The sequence below is a fragment of the Luteimonas sp. AC640a genome (assembly GCF_979256585.1).
This window is the reverse complement of record NZ_CEEDOV010000005.1, coordinates 95,036-112,382: the sequence shown is the minus strand read 5'-3', so window position 1 is coordinate 112,382 and position 17,347 is coordinate 95,036. Positions and strand designations below refer to the sequence as shown.

16 protein-coding genes are annotated in these 17,347 nt (G+C 68.6%); 2 read left to right on the top strand and 14 right to left on the bottom strand.

What is annotated here, in order from left to right:
* Positions 1–53: 53 nt before the first annotated feature.
* From tpiA to ACZ9YD_RS03350, 5 genes are read right to left on the bottom strand one after another with little or no spacing between them, the layout of a single operon-like run.
* Positions 54–803, bottom strand: a complete 750-nt coding sequence (gene tpiA / locus ACZ9YD_RS03370) for a triose-phosphate isomerase (protein WP_465073733.1) — start codon at positions 801–803, stop codon at positions 54–56.
* Positions 804–861: 58 nt separating this feature from the next.
* Positions 862–1,323, bottom strand: coding sequence for a group I truncated hemoglobin (locus tag ACZ9YD_RS03365; RefSeq protein ID WP_465073732.1), 462 nt, complete (start codon positions 1,321–1,323; stop codon positions 862–864).
* Positions 1,323–2,189, bottom strand: coding sequence for a DUF3034 family protein (locus ACZ9YD_RS03360; protein ID WP_465073731.1), 867 nt, complete (start codon positions 2,187–2,189; stop codon positions 1,323–1,325). The genes ACZ9YD_RS03365 and ACZ9YD_RS03360 overlap by 1 nt, the downstream gene beginning before the upstream one ends.
* Entirely contained in the window at positions 2,186–4,564 is a 2,379-nt protein-coding gene (locus ACZ9YD_RS03355; protein WP_465073730.1) for a putative bifunctional diguanylate cyclase/phosphodiesterase, read from the bottom strand. Before ACZ9YD_RS03355 ends, ACZ9YD_RS03360 begins: the two co-directional genes overlap by 4 nt.
* Positions 4,554–5,225: a methylamine utilization protein gene (locus ACZ9YD_RS03350; RefSeq protein ID WP_465073767.1), complete on the bottom strand. Its 672-nt coding sequence runs from the start codon at positions 5,223–5,225 to the stop codon at positions 4,554–4,556. Before ACZ9YD_RS03350 ends, ACZ9YD_RS03355 begins: the two co-directional genes overlap by 11 nt.
* Before the next feature lie 290 nt (positions 5,226–5,515).
* Here ACZ9YD_RS03350 and ACZ9YD_RS03345 point away from each other — a divergent pair, with 290 nt between their 5' ends.
* The gene (locus tag ACZ9YD_RS03345) at positions 5,516–6,223 is read left to right on the top strand and encodes a DUF481 domain-containing protein (protein WP_465073729.1); all 708 of its coding nucleotides are present in this window, start codon (positions 5,516–5,518) and stop codon (positions 6,221–6,223) included.
* Positions 6,224–6,299: 76 nt separating this feature from the next.
* On the opposite strand, the gene ACZ9YD_RS03340 is transcribed toward ACZ9YD_RS03345, so the two are convergent.
* The 5 genes from ACZ9YD_RS03340 to trpB form a co-directional block, all read right to left on the bottom strand.
* Positions 6,300–7,238: an isopenicillin N synthase family dioxygenase gene (locus ACZ9YD_RS03340; protein ID WP_465073728.1), complete on the bottom strand. Its 939-nt coding sequence runs from the start codon at positions 7,236–7,238 to the stop codon at positions 6,300–6,302.
* Between the two features lie 16 nt (positions 7,239–7,254).
* Complete coding sequence (glmM, locus tag ACZ9YD_RS03335; protein WP_465073727.1) at positions 7,255–8,604, bottom strand: phosphoglucosamine mutase; 1,350 nt, start codon at positions 8,602–8,604, stop codon at positions 7,255–7,257.
* Positions 8,601–9,482 carry an acetyl-CoA carboxylase, carboxyltransferase subunit beta gene (gene accD, locus ACZ9YD_RS03330; protein ID WP_465073726.1) on the bottom strand — a complete coding sequence of 294 codons (882 nt, stop codon included), beginning with the start codon at positions 9,480–9,482 and terminating at the stop codon, positions 8,601–8,603. Before accD ends, glmM begins: the two co-directional genes overlap by 4 nt.
* Positions 9,483–9,666: 184 nt before the next feature.
* Positions 9,667–10,473, bottom strand: a complete 807-nt coding sequence (gene trpA, locus ACZ9YD_RS03325) for a tryptophan synthase subunit alpha (RefSeq protein ID WP_465073725.1) — start codon at positions 10,471–10,473, stop codon at positions 9,667–9,669.
* A 71-nt stretch (positions 10,474–10,544) separates the two neighbouring features.
* Positions 10,545–11,762 carry a tryptophan synthase subunit beta gene (gene trpB / locus ACZ9YD_RS03320; protein WP_465073723.1) on the bottom strand — a complete coding sequence of 406 codons (1,218 nt, stop codon included), beginning with the start codon at positions 11,760–11,762 and terminating at the stop codon, positions 10,545–10,547.
* 94 nt (positions 11,763–11,856) lie between these two features.
* Here trpB and ACZ9YD_RS03315 point away from each other — a divergent pair, with 94 nt between their 5' ends.
* Positions 11,857–12,741: a LysR family transcriptional regulator gene (locus tag ACZ9YD_RS03315; RefSeq protein WP_465073722.1), complete on the top strand. Its 885-nt coding sequence runs from the start codon at positions 11,857–11,859 to the stop codon at positions 12,739–12,741.
* Between the two features lie 88 nt (positions 12,742–12,829).
* Here ACZ9YD_RS03315 and ACZ9YD_RS03310 read toward each other — a convergent pair whose 3' ends face one another.
* From ACZ9YD_RS03310 to ACZ9YD_RS03295, 4 genes are all read right to left on the bottom strand, one after another.
* On the bottom strand, positions 12,830–13,453 hold the full coding sequence (locus ACZ9YD_RS03310) for a phosphoribosylanthranilate isomerase (protein WP_465073720.1): 624 nt from the start codon (positions 13,451–13,453) through the stop codon (positions 12,830–12,832).
* Positions 13,454–13,461: 8 nt separating this feature from the next.
* A complete protein-coding gene (truA, locus tag ACZ9YD_RS03305; protein ID WP_465073718.1) occupies positions 13,462–14,250 on the bottom strand; it encodes a tRNA pseudouridine(38-40) synthase TruA in 789 nt (262 codons plus the stop codon).
* Positions 14,251–14,258: 8 nt separating this feature from the next.
* Positions 14,259–16,055: a FimV/HubP family polar landmark protein gene (locus ACZ9YD_RS03300; protein WP_465073717.1), complete on the bottom strand. Its 1,797-nt coding sequence runs from the start codon at positions 16,053–16,055 to the stop codon at positions 14,259–14,261.
* A gap of 186 nt (positions 16,056–16,241) precedes the next feature.
* Positions 16,242–17,270, bottom strand: a complete 1,029-nt coding sequence (locus ACZ9YD_RS03295; protein ID WP_465073715.1) for an aspartate-semialdehyde dehydrogenase — start codon at positions 17,268–17,270, stop codon at positions 16,242–16,244.
* Between the last annotated feature and the right edge of the window lie 77 nt (positions 17,271–17,347).

Here is a 17,347-nt window from a genome sequence, read left to right as displayed (position 1 = left end):
GGGTGCTCTCGGGTGCCCGCGAACGGGCCTTGTGTCGGAATCGCCGGCTGCGCTCAGCGCGCGGCCGCGGCGACGATGGCCAGGAAGTCTTCGGCCGCCAGCGAGGCGCCACCGATCAATCCGCCGTCGACGTCGGGCTGCGAGAACAGCGCAGCGGCATTGTCGGGCTTGCAGCTGCCGCCATAGAGCAGCGGCAACGAATCGGCGATTCTAGCATCCTGTCTGGCGACCACGCCACGCAGGAAGGCGTGGACGGCCTGCGCCTGCTCGGTGCTGGCGGTCAGGCCGGTGCCGATCGCCCAGACCGGTTCGTAGGCGACGATCGCACCGTCGAATGCGGCCACGCCGGCCGCGGCCAGCACGGCCTCGACCTGGGCGGCGATCACGGCTTCGGTACGGCCGGCCTCGCGCTGTTCGCGGGTCTCGCCCACGCACAGGATCGGCACCAAGCCGGCGGCGCGGGCGGCGATGAACTTCTGTGCGACCAACGCGTCGTCCTCGCCGTGGTACTGGCGACGCTCGGAATGACCGACCAGCGTGTAGACGGCGCCGACGTCGGCCAGCATCGAGGCGGCCACTTCGCCGGTGTAGGCGCCCTTGGCGTGTGCGCTGACGTCCTGGGCACCGAAGGCCACGCCGCGCCCGCCATGCGACTCGGTCAGCAGCGAGAGATACGGGAACGGCGGGAGCACGATCGCCTCCACCCCACCCGGCAGGCCGGCGGCGATGCCCTCGACGAGTTCGGTGGCGAATGTGCGGCTGCCCTGCAGCTTCCAGTTGCCGGCGACGATCCTGCGGCGCATGGGCGACTCCATATGACGAGAGGCGGACGAGGATAGCCGATGCGCCGTCCGCGCCGGCTCAGCGCCCGGTGACATCCCCGTGCATCGGGGCCAGCTGACGCAACAGCCGGTTCTGCGCCGACACCGGCACGCCGCGACGTTCCATCACCAGGATCAGGTTCTCGACCAGCGCATTGAACTGCGCCGTGGTGATGCCGCGACCGGCATGCGCCTCTTCCATCGACAGGCCGTCGTAGCGGCATGGACCGCCGGAGACGCTGCAGAGCTGGGTGATGAGCATGCCGCGCAGGCGCACGATGTTCGCCAGCGCGAACTGGAAATTGATGCGCTCGTCCTCGACGACGACGTCGAGCAGGTCGTCGACGATCCCCTCGATGCCGGCCTGCCCGCCCAGTGCGCGATACACCGAATCGTCCACCGGTGCAGGCGGGGGCGACGCAGGACGCGTGGCGCAGGCGACAAGACCGACGGCCAGTGCGGCGGCGATCAGCAGCGTCCGGATGCGCGCGGCGCGCGCCATCAGAAGCTCGCCTGCACGGACAGGTAGGCGCCGCGCTGGTGCTTCAGGGTGGCGATGTCGCCCAGATCGGCCCAGGCACCGACGACGGCGACGTGCTTGTTCGGGAACCAGGCGACGAACACATCGCGCCAGTCGTCCTCACGGGCGAAGCCCAGGTTGTCGGGCTTCTGCCGGTACTCGATGCCGACCGCCCAGCGTGGATCCAGCAATACGGCAGCGCTGCCTTCTGCGACGACGCTGTAACCCGAGCGGCGGTCGCCGCCGAAACCGAGCAGCCCGGTCTGATTGGCGCGCGTCGCCCGCAGGGTGCCGTTGAGCAACAGGTTGCGACCGCCTGCCGCGGCCAGCATCAGGCGCGATGCGCTCACGTAGACATCGATGCCATCGTCGTCACGCGCGCCCACCAGCGACGGCACCTGGAAATCCAGCTGCCGCTTGGCCTGCACGCCGAGCGAGATCTGCGGGCCGCGTCCGTAGACCAGATCGCCGCGCAGCCGCAGCTTCGCGCCGAGCACGTCCTGGCGGAAACGTGCGGTCGGCAGCGATAAGGTGTCGCGCAGTGTGTCCAGCGAGAAGGTCTGCCGCGCGATCGACAGTTCGATGCGGTTGTTCCAGCTCCAGGCCGCGCCGATGACGTCGAGCCCGTAATCGTCGGTGCGCACGGCGGTCACGAAGGCGACGCCGCCCTGCTGGTCGTCGGTGCCGTAACCGGCGAGAACCGCCCAGGGCACGAGCCCGCCGCCCGCAGCACCTTCGATCTGGCTGGCGCCGCCGGTGGCGAGCAGCCGGCCGTCGCCGGCGTGACAGACCAGTGCGGGCAGGCACGCCAGCGCCGCGAATGCCCACGCGCGCAGGCGCCGCGTCATGCGTCCACCTGCGCGTGCTGGAACTGCGTGCACCATTCGACGAACGCAGGCGCCGGCAGCGGTCGCGAGAACAGATAGCCCTGCACCATGTCGCAGTCCAGCGCTTCGAGGATCGCCAGGCTCGCTGCGCCTTCGACGCCCTCGGCGATGACCTTCAAGCCCATGTTGTGGCCGATCTCGATCGCTGACCGCACGATCACCGTGTCGTCGTTGCTGCTGCCGAGTTCGGTGACGAAGCTCTTGTCGATCTTGATCTCGTCCACCGGCAGGCTGCGCAGCTGGGCAAGCGAGGAATGTCCGGTACCGAAATCGTCGATCGACAGCCGCACGCCCTGGCCCCGCAGACTGTGCATGGTGCCGCGCGCGGCTTCGAGGTCGCGCATCACCGTGTGTTCGGTCACCTCCAGCACGAGGCTCTTCGACGGGACACCGTGGGCCTGCAGGCGCTGGGCCACGTAGTCGGGCAGTTCGGGATCGAGCAGATCCGTCGGTGACAAGTTCACCGCGACGCCTTCGATCATGCCGTCGGCGATCCACGGCGCTGCCTGCCGCAGGGCCTCGTCGACGACGTGGCGGGTGATCGCGCGAATCACGCCAGAGCGCTCGGCCAACGGAATGAATTCATCCGGCGTCACGTCGCCGTACTCGGGCGTAGTCCAGCGCAGCAGCGCTTCGACATGGACGACGCGGCGACTGGCGAGGTCGATCTTGGGCTGGAACACCAACCGGAACTGGCGCAGTTCCAGCGCATGGCGCAGCAATCCCATCAGCCCGACCTGACGCAGATGATGCTCGTCGTCGCCGGCGCGATAGACCAGCACGCGCACGTGCTGCTGCTTGGCCTCGTACATCGCGATGTCGGCGCGCCGCAGCAGCGTCGCCGCGTCATCGGCATGCCCCGGATAAACCGCGACGCCGATGCTGGCTTCCAGCCCGACCTGGGTGTTCCCGAGCTGGAACGGCGTCTCCAGCACCTGTGCGAGCTGACGCGCGCGCACGCAGGCGGCCTCCGCATCGGCGTCGTCGAGCAGCACCAGGAATTCGTCGCCGCCGAGCCGCGCCAGCAGATCCTCACCACGCACCGCGGTGCGCAAGCGGTCCGCAACCCCGGTCAGCACCGCGTCGCCATAGGCGTGGCCGAGCGAATCGTTGATCTCCTTGAACCGGTCGAGATCCAGGATCAGCACCGCGCAATTGCGCCGCTGCTGGCGTGCGCGTTCGATCGTGCGTTCCAGTACACCGAGCGCGTGGCCACGACTGGGCAGGCCGGTGAGATCGTCATGCGTAGCCTGGAAGCGGATGCGCGCTTCGCGCTGGCCGATCTCGCGCTGCATCGCGTTGAACGCGCGGGCGAGATCGGCGAGCTCGTCGCGGCCCCTGACCGGCAGTGGCTCGGCGTAATCGCCGGCGCCGATGCGACGGGCGGCATCGGCCAGACGCTGCACCGGACGCGCAATCCCCTGCCCCACCAGCACCGCCAGCACGGCCGCGACCAGCACCGCGAGGCCCGCGAGCCACAGAATCTGGTCGCGCAGGCGGTGATAAGGCGCCAACGCCTCGTCCAGATCGGCCAGCAGCATCACCTGCACCTGACGGCCCGACATCAAGGCGGCGCTGAAGGCATGCGCGGCGTAGTGGCGACCATCGAGCGCAAGGTCGACCTGGGCACCATTGACGGCCCGCGCGGCATCGCGACTCAGCCCCAGGGCCGCGGTCTGCGCCTCGGGCAGGGTCGAGGCCAACACGCGGACGAGATCGCCGTCGGCTTCGACGAACACGACCTCCATGCCGATGATGCCGCGGTAGCGCCGCGCCAGTGCTTCGCCGTAATGCAGCCCCACGGCCGCCCAGGCCACCCGTCGCGGCGCCATGACCGGCACCACCGCCAGCAGAAACGGCCGCGCGTCGAGCAACGCAACGCCGGTTGCACGCCCGCTGGCCTCGGCCTCTGCCAGCAGCGGCGCGATCGCGCGCGCAGTCTCGACATCGTCTTCGGGACCGATCGAGACCTGCACCTCGCCGCCGGGGGTGAGCAGCAGCGCGACGTCGGCATCGATCCGCATGCCGTGATTGAGCAGCGCCACTTCGGCCGTCGGCTGGTCCTGCGTGGCGACGGCGGCGCGGAATGCGAAGTCGTTGGCCAGCACCGACACCGACTCCTGCAGCCGTTCCGCGCTGGCCGCCGACAGCTGCGCCCAGACACGCTCGCTGACCTTGAGCTGGTCATCCAGCTGCGCGCGCACCGCGCGGTCGGCGGCAACGCCGACAATCGCCAGCGTCGCGATCTGCGTGCCGACCAGCAGCAACAGGAAACCAAGGACGATGCGCCCGCGGACACCGAGTCCGCGCCGCGGCAGCAGACCCTCATCCACCACGCTTGAGGCTCCGGAACCGCTCCTGCAGCTCGCGCAGACGCGTGTCGGCGGGTTGCGGCGGGGTGCGCGCCGCGTCGAGATTCAGCGTGACCCGCTCGACCCGCTGCGTACCCACATGCACGCGTCGCGTCACCCGCGCACCCGGGCCGTCATCGAGCCGCTCGTGCCAGACCTGCAGTGTGTAGTCGCCTGCCGGCGCTTCCAGGCGCGCGGCGCCAGCCGCATCGGTGGTGGCGAAATACGGCGTGTCGAGCACCACCACGTAACCCAGCATCCAGTCGTGGATGTTGCAGCCCAGCTCCACCACGCCCGGCGTATCGAACACGACCGGCTGCGCCTGGCGACCGCTGTACAGCGGCAGCTCGAAGCGCTGCGCCGGCGAGAACGAATAGACCTGATGGCGAAAATTGTCGCTGTTGGGAAACACGACCCGGCTGCCCGTGGTCACCGCGAGTACGTGCGGCACGAACTCGGCCTGGCGCTGGTCCATCTGCGCCGACATCGGACTCACCGCCGCGCGTGCGGCCGGCGAATGCAGGCTGACGAGCGCGCCCTCGAGGCCCGCGCCCTCTCCCTCTACGGTCACGGTCAGCGACGCCGCCGACGCCGCGCTCGTTGCACAGAACGCGAGCGCACACAGGCACCACCGCCTCACCCGCAGGCGCAGTCTGTTCGACGCGATCATTTCCGGAATTTCCCCTGTGCCGCCGCAAGCGGACGGCGCAGGCATTGCACCAGAACCGGTGTCGTCGCGCTACATGAATTTCGCGCTGCGCGTCACGATTCAGCCGCGGATACCCGCGTTCGCGCAGCCAACGTGCCTGCAGATCGGATCGTGTGCACCGTGCCGGGGTTCAACGCGCGGCGTGTTCATCGCAAAATACGCACACACCGGCGCTGGCCGGTGTTCGCGTTTGTGTCGAACCGTATTTCGTTTCCGATGGAGATCCCATGCGTTTACCTGTTCTCGCCGCGCTCGTCTGCGCCCTCGCCCCCGTGACTGCGTCCGCTGCCGAGGAGGGTTGGACTGGCAGCGGCGAACTCGGCCTGGCGATTTCCAAGGGCAATACGGACAGCGAGACCGTGGTCGGCAAGTTCAAACTCGCCCGCGAGGACGAGATCTGGAAGCACGCCGTGCTCGCGTCGTTCTTGTACGGCACCAGCGACGGCCTGGAGAACGCGCGCCGCTACGAACTGTTCGGCTCCTCGGGCTACCGCTTCGCGCAGCGTCACTACGTGTTCGGCTCGGGCCGCAACGAGCGCGACCACTTCAGCAGCGACGAGTACCAGACCACGATCGCCAGCGGTTACGGCTTCGAGGCGTTCATGTCCGAGGAGACGAAGCTGGTGTTCGAGATCGGCCCGGGTTACCGCTGGTCCAAGGCACAGGACGTGCGCGTGCACAACAACGAGGCGATCGCGCGCGGCTTCATGGATTTCAGCCACCAGTTGACGGAGACGACACGGCTGTTCGACACGCTGCTGATCGAATCCGGTGGCGACAACACCTTTGTGCGCAACGAGTTCGGCGTGCAGGTGCGGATGACCGACGCGCTGGCGCTGAAGGCCGGCTTCGAGATCCGCCACAACACCGATGTGTCAGACGATCGCCGCCGCACGGACCGGCTTACGACGGTCAACGTGGTCTACGGCTTCTGATACGTTTGTCTGGAATCCCTGACGGAAACGGCGCCCTCGGGCGCCGTTTCTGCTTGCGTCTCACGCCACTGACGCCCTACTTCAGCTTGATCTCGCGCAGCCGCTCCTCGAGATAGCCCTGCGCGGTGATCGCTTCGGGGTAGCGGCTCGGGTTGTCGGCGGTCACCGTCGACGGCAGCACGTCGATGACGAAGTCCGGATTCGGGTGCAGGAAGAACGGCACCGAATAACGGGGCTTGCGCGCCTGCTCGCCCGGTGGATTGGTCACGCGGTGCGTCGTCGACGGATACACGTGGTTGGTCAGGCGCTGCAGCATGTCGCCGATGTTGACGACGATGGTGTCTGCGTCCGACGTAAACGGCACCCACTCGCCACGCGATGATTTGACTTCCAGACCCGCTGCCGATGCGCCGACCAGCAGCGTGATCAGGTTGATGTCCTCGTGCGCACCGGCGCGCTCGTTCGGGATGTCGTCCGAGGTGATCGGCGGGTAGTGGATCGGGCGCAGGATCGAATTGCCGTAGTCGGTCTTGTCGACGAAGTAGTTCTCCGGCAGGCCGATATGCAGCGCCAGCGCCGACAGCACCTTCGAGCCCAGCGCATCAAGCGTCTGGTACAGACCGTAGCCGTGTTCCCGGAAGCCCGGCACTTCGGTCGGCCACAGGTTCGGCGGCATCACCTCGCGATACTTCGAATCGTCCGGAATCTCGCGACCGATGTGCCAGAACTCCTTGAGGTCGAAGTGCTGGGCGCCTTTCGCGGTCTCGACGCCGAACGCGGTGTAGCCGCGCGCGCCGCCACCGCCGGCCACGTAGTACTGCTTCTTGGTCGCTTCGGGCAGCGCGAAAAACGCCTTGAACACATCGTAGGCGCCATCGATCTGCGCCTGGGGAATGCCGTGGCCGTTGATGCCGGCGAAGCCCCACTCGCGGTAGGCAGCGCCGAGTTCGGCGACGAAGGCGTCGCGATCGGTGTCGAAACGGCGGATGTCGAGCGTGGGAATACGGGGGGGCATCGCGGACTCCTTGGAATCAGGCGGCGGCCGCGCGCACGGCGTCGGCCAGTTGATCGAGGGTCGATTGCATCAGGGCGTCGTCGTCGGCCTCGACGGTCACGCGCACCACAGGCTCGGTACCCGACGGGCGCAGGAACGCGCGACCGCGGCCCTGCACGGCGGCCTGCGCTTCGGCGAGGGCGGCTTGCACGGCCGGCGCCTCGGCGGGTTTCGACGCACCTTCGTAACGCACGTTGACGGTCTTTTGCGGCACCTTGGACAGTCCGTGCAGCGCTTCCTGCAGCGATTGCCCGCGGCGACGCAGTACCTCGAGCACCTGCAGCGCACTGATGATGCCGTCGCCGGTCGTCGCACGATCCAGGCACAGCAGATGTCCGGAGGTTTCGCCGCCTATCACCCCCCCCTGTTCGAGCAGCATCTGATGCACGTAACGGTCGCCGACCTTCGCACGCGCGAAGCCGATGCCGGCTTCGCCGAACGCACGCTCCAGGCCGAAATTGCTCATCAGCGTGCCGACCACCGGGCCCTGCAGGCGACCGGACTGATGCCAGTCGCGCGCGAGCACGTACAGCAGGTCGTCGCCATCGCGCACGGTGCCGTTGGCGTCTACGAACAGTACGCGGTCGCCGTCGCCGTCGAAGGCGATACCGAGATTCGCGCCGCTGCGGCTGACGCGCTCGCTCAGGTATTCGGGATGCGTGGAGCCGACGCCGGCGTTGATGTTGACGCCGTTGGGCTCCGCGCCGATCACCTCGACCTGTGCGCCGAGTTCGCGCAACACGATCGGGCCGACCTGGTAGGTCGCGCCGTTCGCGCAGTCGACGACGATACGCATGCCATCGAGGTCGAATCCGCGCGGCACCGACGCCTTGCACGCTTCCACATAGCGGCCGACGGCGTCGCGCGTGCGCACAGCCTTGCCGAGCTTCTCGGACGCCACGGTACGGAACGGCTGGTCGAGCGCGGCTTCGATCGCGAGTTCGGTCGCGTCGTCGAGCTTTTCGCCCTGCGCGCTGAAGAACTTGATGCCGTTGTCGTGATGCGGATTGTGCGAGGCGGAAATGACGATGCCGCCGTCGGCACCGAGCGAGCGCGTCAGATGCGCGACGGCAGGCGTGGGCATCGGGCCCATCAGCTGCACGTCGACACCGGCCGCGACCAGCCCGGCTTCCAGCGCTGCCTCGAACATGTAGTTCGAGATGCGCGTGTCCTTGCCGATCAGCACCTGCGGGCGACGCCAGTCCCCGCCGCGTCCACGCAGCGAATGGCCGTAAGCGTTGCCCAGGCGCAGCACGAAATCGGCGGAGATCGATCCCTCACCGACCCGCCCGCGAATTCCATCGGTGCCGAAGTACCGGCGACTCACGCAGCGGCCTCGGTCGGCATGTCCTGCTTGCCGAGCAGCGCCACCAGGCGGGCGATGCGGTCGCGCATTTCGCGACGGTCGCAGATCTGGTCGATCGCGCCGTGCTCGAGCAGGAATTCCGATGTCTGGAAGCCTTCCGGCAAGGTCTCGCGCACGGTCTGTTCGATCACGCGCGGGCCGGCGAAACCGATCAGCGCTTCGGGCTCGGCGATGTTGATGTCGCCGAGCATCGCGAACGACGCCGATGTACCGCCATAGGTCGGATTGGTCAGCACCGAGATGTACGGCAGGCCGGCTTCGCGCAGACGTGCCAGCGCGGCCGAGGTCTTGGCCATCTGCAGCAGCGAGAACATGCTCTCCTGCATGCGCATGCCACCGCTCGCGGCGAAACTCACGAAGGGCGTGCGCAGCGCGAGCGCCTGCTCGGCGGCGCGGGCGAACTTCTCGCCGCCGACCGAGCCCATCGAGCCGCCCATGTAGGCGAAATCCATCGCGCAGGCGACGATCGGGCGCTGCATCAGCGTGCCCTGCATCGCGATCAGCGTGTCGCGCTCACCGGTGGCGCGCTGCGCGGCCTTGATACGGTCCGAATACTTCTTCTGGTCCTTGAACTTCAGGATGTCGGTTGGGCCCAGATCGGCCGCGATCTCCTGCAGGCTGCCCGGATCCAGGAACGCCTTCAGACGCGCGCGGGCACGGATCGCGCGGTGGAAGTTGCACTTCGGGCAGACCTCCAGATTCTCTTCGAGCTCCGGGCCATACAGCACGGTGCTGCAGCGCTCGCACTTCTCCCACAGACCCTCGGGAACGCTGCGCTTCTTGGCCGCGGGCGCATCGGTGCGGATGCGCGGCGGCATGATCTTCTGCAACCAGGACATGGGCGTATTTCTCCCGACGGCCGCAACGGGGCCGCAAAGCGCGGAAGTGTAACCGACGGGCCGTTGGGCTTCCGGCGAGCGCCGTACGGCGTTTATTCGCCTGGCGCGTGGCCGAATCCGGTCACCGAGCGGTTTCTGAAGCCCTCCCCCCGTCTACGCGGATGGCCCTGTGTCCCGCGGTCGTTCAGCCTGCGTCGAGGGCCGTCCGCAACGGCGCAAGGAAAGCCTTCGCCCGCGCGGCGGCCTCGTCCGCATCCGCCGCGCCATCAAGCGCCGCGACCAGCGCACTGCCGACCACGACGCCATCGGCATCGACCGCCATCGCTGCAGCGCTCGCGGCATCGCGGATGCCGAAACCCGCCACCACCGGCGCACGACTCGCCGCGCGGATCGTCCGCAGTCGGGCGGAGGCCTGCGTGGTGTCGAGGCGCTCGGCGGCACCCGTCACGCCAGCGAAGCTGACGTAGTACAGATAACCCTGCGCGCCCGCGCACAGCGACTCGATGCGCGCATCGGTGGTCGTCGGGGAGGCCAGCAGCACCAGCGCGATGCCGGCGGCATCGAACGCGACGCGGAACTCGTCGGCTTCTTCCGGCGGCAGATCGACCAGCAGCACGCCGTCGACGCCGGCGTCGCCCGCCTGCTTCGCGAAGACGTCCGCGCCACGGACATCGATCGGATTGAGATAACCCATCAGCACGACCGGCGTGGCGTCGTCCTGCGTGCGGAATTCGCGCACCGCATCGAGCACATAGGTCATGCCCGCGCCCCGCCCCAGCGCGCGCTCGGAACTGCGCTGGATCGTCGGACCATCGGCCATCGGGTCGGAAAACGGCACACCGAGTTCGATGACATCGGCCCCGGCCGCGACCAGTGCATGCATCACCGGCACTGTCGCTTCGAGCGACGGATCGCCAGCGGTGAAGAACGGGATCAAAGCCTTGCGGCGGGCCTTGCTGAGCGCGGCGAAACGGGTGTCGATGCGGTTCATGGTGGCCCGTCGCAGTGCGATGTGTTCGGCCGTCGCGCTCGACAGGCCCGCGTCACTATCGATGCGCGCGCTCACAGTACGAACCCTTCCCGCTGCGCGATCGTGTGCACATCCTTGTCGCCGCGGCCCGACAGGTTCGCCAGTACGATCGCGTCCTTCGGCAATTCGCGCGCGAGCTTGATGGCCTGGGCGATCGCGTGGCTGGATTCGAGCGCGGCCAGGATGCCTTCGGTCTTCGCAAGCTGATGGAAGGCGGCCAGCGCTTCGTCGTCGGTGATGCCGACGTACTGCGCGCGGCCGGCGTCGGCGAGGAAGGAATGCTCGGGTCCAACGCCCGGGTAATCCAGGCCGGCTGAGACCGAATGGGTTTCGGTGATCTGGCCGTCGTCGTCGCAGATCACATAGGTGCGGTTGCCGTGCAGCACACCCGGACGACCAGCGGCGATCGACGCCGCATGCCGCCCGGTGTCGATGCCGTCACCGGCCGCTTCGGCGCCGACGATGCGCACATCGCGATCGTTGAGGAAGGCATGGAACAGGCCAATCGCGTTGCTACCGCCGCCGACGCAGGCGGTGATCGCATCGGGCAGGCGGCCGTACTCGGCCAGCATCTGCTCGCGCGCCTCGCGGCCTACGATCGCGTTGAAATCGCGGACCATCCGCGGATACGGGTCGGGACCGGCCACCGTGCCGATGATGTAGAACGTGTCGCGCACGTTCGAGACCCAGTCACGCATCGCCTCGTTGAGCGCGTCCTTGAGTGTCGCCGAGCCCGAGGTCACCGGCACCACTTCCGCGCCCAGCAGGCGCATGCGGTAGACGTTGATTTTCTGCCGCTCGATGTCGGTCGCGCCCATGTAGACGACGCACTCCAGGCCCAGTCGCGCGGCCACCGTGGCGCTCGCGACGCCATGCTGGCCGGCGCCGGTCTCGGCGATGATCCGGGTCTTGCCCATGCGGCTAGCGAGTAGCGCCTGGCCGACGGTGTTGTTGATCTTGTGCGCGCCGGTGTGGTTCAGGTCCTCGCGCTTGAGCAGGATGCGTGCACCGCCGACGGCATCACTGAGCCGCTCGGCGTGATAGATCGGGCTCGGTCGGCCGACGTAGTGTGCGAGGTCCTTGTCGAAGGCCTGCTGGAAGGCAGGATCGGCCTTGGCGGTGTCGTAGGCCGCCGCGAGTTCGGCGATCGGCCCCATCAGGGTCTCGGCGACGAAGCGCCCGCCGTAGCGGCCGAAGTGGCCGTTGGCATCGGGATAGGCGTGGAAATCGGTGATCGGGGACTGCGACATCGGGATGTGCACGGTGCGGGCTGACCTGCACTCTAACGCACACGTCACGGCTTCAGAATCGATAAGATCTGACGTATACGTCAGGAAATCTCACATGACCGACACTGATCTGCCGCCGCTCAACGCGTTGCGCGCCTTCGAGGCGGCCGCGCGCCTGGGCAGCCTGAGCCGCGCGGCCGACGCGCTGCATGTGACCCATGGCGCGATCAGCCGGCAGGTGCGTCTGCTCGAAGACGCGCTCGGCACGCCACTGTTCGTGCGCGCCGGTCGTGGCCTGCGGCTCACACCCGCCGGCATGCGCATGCGCGACGCCGCAGGAGATGCATTCGCACGTTTGCAGGGCGCGGCCGCCGCGATTCGCCGCTCCGGCACGTCGCCTGCGCGGGTGCTCGGTTGCCCGGGCAGCCTGCTCGCCCGCTGGATGATTCCGCGACTGCCGCGCCTGACTGATGCCCTGCCCGATCTGAAGCTGCATCTGTCGCCGCATGAGGGCGCGTTCCCGGCATCGCTCGACGGATTCGACGCGGCGCTGCTGATCGGCACGTCGCCGTGGCCGGCCGCGTGGACGGTACGCGCTCTCGCATCGGAGCGAATCGGCCCGGTGCTCAGTGCACGCCACGCCGACGCGACACGTCTCGCGGCACTGACGCCCGACGCTCTGCTGCGCGAACCGCTACTGCACACCACCTCGCGCCCGCAGGCCTGGCCGACGTGGGCCTCGCTGCAGGGCGCCGCGTCGCCCGGGGACCTCGGCACGGGCTTCGAGCATCTGTACTTCCTGCTCGAAGCCGCGGCCGCCGGCCTCGGTGTCGCGATCGCGCCGCAGGAGCTGGTGGCCGACGATCTCGCCGCTGGTCGTCTGCTTGCGCCGTGGGGCTTCGTCGAAACCGATGCGCAATGGATTCTGGCGACGCGTCGCGACGACGATGATGCGCGACTCGATGCACTGGCGGATTGGCTCAGGCAGGAACTGGCCTGAAACCTTTACAGGGGCGTGCTCGCGCGCGATCGAGGCTGTCCCGGGAACGCGGTATCGCGCGAACGCGCCGCCCCGGCATGGGCTGCGATCAACGCGTGCCGCGTACCGCTTCGACGAACGCGCGCATGCGCGCCGCATCCTTGATGCCCGGCGCGGATTCGATGCCGCTGGAGACGTCGACGCCCGCCGGGTGCGCCACATCGATCGCATGCGCGACATTGCCCGCATCGAGTCCGCCGGCGAGCCAGAACGGCTTGTCGAGCGATGCCGGCAGTGCCGCCCAGTCGAAGCGCTCCCCGCTGCCGCCGGGCTCGCCCGCAGCGTGACCGTCGAACAGGAATGCCGACGCGTTCGGCCACGCATCCAGCGTGCGCAGCGCCGCAGCCGGATCGCCGCCCATCGCGATCGCTTTCCAGTACGGCAGACCGAACTGCACGCAGAACGCGTCGTCCTCCGCACCATGGAATTGAAGGATGTCCGGCCGCACGGTCGCCAAAATGGCTGCGACTTCATCGACCGGATTGTCCATCGTCAACGCGACGACGCGAGTCGCGACCGGCACCGCATCGCGCAATCCGCGCGCAGCCTCCGGCGTCAGCCGACGCGTACTGCGCGTCGCGAACACGAGCCCGATGCAGTCGACGCCGAGCGCTACCGCTTCGGCGACGTCTTCGGCGCGGGTCAGGCCGCAGTACTTGATCAGCGTGGACATCGCAGCGCTCATGGCGTCAACGTCACTTCCGCCGGCAGTTCCCACTCCGATGGATAGAGCGGACCGAGAAATACGAGTCCGGCGGCCGGTGCGGTGGGGCCGGCGACGCTGCGATCGCGCCCGGCCAACAGCTCGCAGATCCAGCCCTCGGGCTGTTCACCGGCGCCGACATCCAGCAGCGAGCCGACGATGTTACGCACCATGTGGTGCAGAAACGCATTGGCCTGCACTTCGACGATGACTTCGTCGCCATCGCGCGTCACCGCGATGCGTTGCAGGTCACGACGCGCATGCGGGGCCTGACAGTGCACGGTGCGGAAGGCGGAGAAATCCTGTTCGCCCAGCAGCGCCTGCGCGGCACGGTGCATGGCGTCGGCATCGAGCGGGCGCAGCTCCCACGACAGGTATTGCCGGTGCAGCGCGGGGCGCACCGGACGGTTGATGAGCCGATAGCGGTAGTGCCGCGCGCGCGCCGAGAACCGGGCGCTGAAATCGTGTGGCACCGGCTGGCACCAGCGCACGCAGACGGCCGGCGGCAGATGCGCCGTGGTGCCGAGCATCCACGCGCGCGGTGGGCGTACTGCATCGGTATCGAAGTGCACGACCTGACAGCGCGCATGCACGCCGGAGTCCGTGCGGCCGGCACATGTGGTCACGACCGGATGCGCGGCGACACGCGACAGCGCGGCCTCCAGCGCAGCCTGCACCGAACCGCGGCCGGTCTCGGCCGCCTTGCCCAAACGTTGCCAGCCGTGGAATCCATGGCCGTCATACTCGACGCCAATCGCGTACCGCATCGCGTGGCTCAGTCCAGTGTGCGCAGCAGTTGCGCGGCCTGTGCAGCGGCGGGCAGATCGTCGCCTTCCACCACTTCCTGCAACAGGTTGCGCGCAGTGTCGGTGTCACCGAGATCGATGTAGGCGCGTGCAAGTTCGACGCGCTCCACGCCAATCGGCGTTTCGACGGCGCCGCCGGTATCGAGTTCGACCTGGGCGTCGCCCGTAGAGACCACGTCGGTCGGCAAAACCTCGGGCTCGCTGGATGGCGCAGCAGGTGGGGCATGCCAAGTCGGCCCACCCGAGGCGGACGGCACGGCAACCGGCACGGGCTCGACCACCGGCGCTGGCGCAGATGGCTCACGCACGAATGCAGGCGGCGTCGCCGGTTCCGGGACCGCCGCCGCTGGCGGCGTGGCGTTGACCGTCGACGTCGGCAGGCTGGCCGCGAGCGCAGCGCTGTCGAACGAACGCTTCGTGGCCGGCGTGCGGGCACGACGGCCGAGCAGAAACGCGAGCGCGGCGACGATGAGGATCGCCACACCCAGCCACAGCCACGGCATCGGCGCGGCGACGCTCGCCTGCTGCTGGTTGCTCGCTTCCATGCGTTGCTGCGCGGCGGCGAGTTCGGCGTCCTTGAGCTGGATCAGCTGTTGCTGTTGCTGCTGCAGCTGCTGGAGATCATCGAGGCGGGCCTTGAGTTCGTCGATTTCCGCGGTGCGCGCAGCGACGGTCTCGTTGGCCTGTTGCAGTTCCTGACGCAGCATGTCGCCTCCAGTGCCGGCAGCGATGCCGGATTGGGTGCCTGCCGGCTGGCTGTCACTGGCGGGCGGTGTGATTTCGAGTCGTGCATCGGCGGTGCGCGGGGCCGCGGCCGGTGGCGTCGTGGCCGCCGTCGCCTCGTCCACGGGGTCTGCGGGCTGCGGCGCGGGACGGCGCATCTCGCGCCACTGACCCACCTGCTCGCGCACCACGGCGTTTGCCTCGGCCGCACTGAACTGGGTCCAGGCATCGCGCGCCGGCACGCGCAGCACCGCGCCCTGACGAATCAGGTTGAGGTTGCCGCCGATGAAGGCCTCTGGATTCGTGCGCAACAACAGCAACATCGCCTGGTTGACGCTGATGCCGGCCTCGTCGGCGAGCGGCGCGGCGATCGACGAAAGCGTCTGTCCGGCGCGCACCGCCGGCAGCGCGTCACCGGGCGTGACAGCAGCAGCGGCAGGACGCGCCGCAGGTGCGGGCGTTGGTGCAGATGCAGGTGTCGGCTGAGGTGGCGTCGTCGCAATCGCGTCGCTGGCGGGCGTCGGCTCGACCGGCGCGGCGGCCTGCTGCGGCGGCGGTGCGGGTGCGACCGGGGGACGCACGATGCTCGGCGCGGACGCCGCTGTCGGCGCCTGGATCGTCGGCTGCGCGGGCGCGGCGACGGTATCGGGCACCGCCACCAGCGCGGAATATTCGCGGACCAGACGGCCCTGCCCCCAGTCGACTTCGACCAGGAACGTCAGCGCTTCCTGCGTCACCGGCGCGGCACTGGTGACGCGGATCACCGGACGCCCGCTCCGGTCGAGCGCGACATTGAATTGCAGATCGGAGACCACACCGCGCGGCGGCTCGAGGCCGATGCGCGCGAAGGTTTCGGGCGATGCGAGGCGCGCCTGCAACTGGCGCAGCTCGGCCGGATCGCTGGAGACGACCGGAATCTCCGCCAGTAGCGGTTGGCCCTGCTGCGAGCGGACCTCGATGCGGCCCAGCCCCAGCGCGAGCACGGGCCCGGCCAGGGTCAACAGGCCACCGGCCAGCAACAGACGCTTCAAGGTGCGCGACACGAACATCCCCTGGTGCTTGCGGCTGGCCCCACCCGGCATGGCCGGGCCTGCTGCCGATGATCCGGATTCATCCGGCGACTGTAGCGGCGCGGACTCCCGCTCCGCAACGCGCGATGCGTCCACCGCATCGCGTCAGTATCCACGCAAAGCGCCGCAGCCGCGGCTGCGACGCGACATGGCGTGCGATCAGCCTTCGGCCGCGACCAGCTCCGCGACCTGCACCGCGTTGAGCGCGGCGCCCTTGCGGATGTTGTCGGCGACGATCCATAGGTTCAGGCCGTTCGGGTGCGAGAGATCCTCGCGGATGCGGCCGACGAACACCGGGTCGCGACCCGAGGCGTGCGTGACCGGCGTCGGCCAGCCACCGCTCACGCGCTCGTCGACGACTTCCACGCCCGGCGCGGTCGCCAGGATCGCGCGCGCCTCGTCGACGGTGAGGTGCTCGCGCAGCTCGACGGCCACCGATTCCGAATGCCCATAGAACACCGGCACGCGCACCGCAGTCGGGTTCACCAAGATACTGTCGTCGCCGAGGATCTTGTGCGTCTCCCAGACCAGCTTCATTTCTTCCTTGGTGAAGCCGTTCTCGAGAAACGCGTCGATCTGCGGGATCAGGTTGAACGCGATCTGCACCGGGAACTTCTGCGGATCGATACCGCGGAAGTTCAGCAGGTCGCCGGTCTGGCGGCCGAGCTCTTCCATCGCCGAACGTCCCGCGCCCGACACCGACTGGTAGGTCGACACGTTGATGCGCACGATGCCGGCGCGGCGATGCAGCGGTGCGAGCGCGACCAGCATCTGCATCGTCGAGCAGTTGGGATTGGCGATGATGCCGCGCGGACGATTGCGCGCCGCTTCCGGATTGACCTCGCTGATCACCAGTGGCACGTCGTCGTCGTAGCGGAACGCGGAACTGTTGTCGATGACGACGGCGCCGGCCGCGGCGAACTTCGGCGCGTATGCCTTGCTGGTGTCGCCACCGGCGGAGAACAGCGCGATGTCGATGCCGGTGGGATCGAAGGTGGCGAGATCCTGCACGACGACGTCCTCGTCGCCGAACTTCACCGTGGTGCCGGCCGAGCGCTCGCTGGCGAGCGGCACGAGTTCGGAGACGGGGAAATCACGCTCGGCGAGGATCGACAGCATGGTCTCGCCGACGGCGCCGGTGGCACCGACGACGGCAACGCGGAAACGGCGGTTCTGGAAACTGGACATGGACAACTTCTCGAAAAGATCTGGACGTGGGTCGCGCGTGGCGCGCGGGCGCTGCACAGCTGGGGCTTCGGGGAACC

Bases quoted from the DNA above. Each gene is read 5' to 3' on its own strand.
- tpiA (WP_465073733.1), bottom strand. From the start codon at position 803: ATGCGCCGCAGGATCGTCGCCGGCAACTGGAAGCTGCAGGGCAGCCGC.
- ACZ9YD_RS03365 (WP_465073732.1), bottom strand. From the start codon at position 1,323: ATGGCGCGCGCCGCGCGCATCCGGACGCTGCTGATCGCCGCCGCACTG.
- ACZ9YD_RS03360 (WP_465073731.1), bottom strand. From the start codon at position 2,189: ATGACGCGGCGCCTGCGCGCGTGGGCATTCGCGGCGCTGGCGTGCCTG.
- ACZ9YD_RS03345 (WP_465073729.1), top strand. From the start codon at position 5,516: ATGCGTTTACCTGTTCTCGCCGCGCTCGTCTGCGCCCTCGCCCCCGTG.
- ACZ9YD_RS03340 (WP_465073728.1), bottom strand. From the start codon at position 7,238: ATGCCCCCCCGTATTCCCACGCTCGACATCCGCCGTTTCGACACCGAT.
- accD (WP_465073726.1), bottom strand. From the start codon at position 9,482: ATGTCCTGGTTGCAGAAGATCATGCCGCCGCGCATCCGCACCGATGCG.
- trpA (WP_465073725.1), bottom strand. From the start codon at position 10,473: ATGAACCGCATCGACACCCGTTTCGCCGCGCTCAGCAAGGCCCGCCGC.
- trpB (WP_465073723.1), bottom strand. From the start codon at position 11,762: ATGTCGCAGTCCCCGATCACCGATTTCCACGCCTATCCCGATGCCAAC.
- ACZ9YD_RS03315 (WP_465073722.1), top strand. From the start codon at position 11,857: ATGACCGACACTGATCTGCCGCCGCTCAACGCGTTGCGCGCCTTCGAG.
- ACZ9YD_RS03310 (WP_465073720.1), bottom strand. From the start codon at position 13,453: ATGTCCACGCTGATCAAGTACTGCGGCCTGACCCGCGCCGAAGACGTC.
- truA (WP_465073718.1), bottom strand. From the start codon at position 14,250: ATGCGGTACGCGATTGGCGTCGAGTATGACGGCCATGGATTCCACGGC.
- ACZ9YD_RS03295 (WP_465073715.1), bottom strand. From the start codon at position 17,270: ATGTCCAGTTTCCAGAACCGCCGTTTCCGCGTTGCCGTCGTCGGTGCC.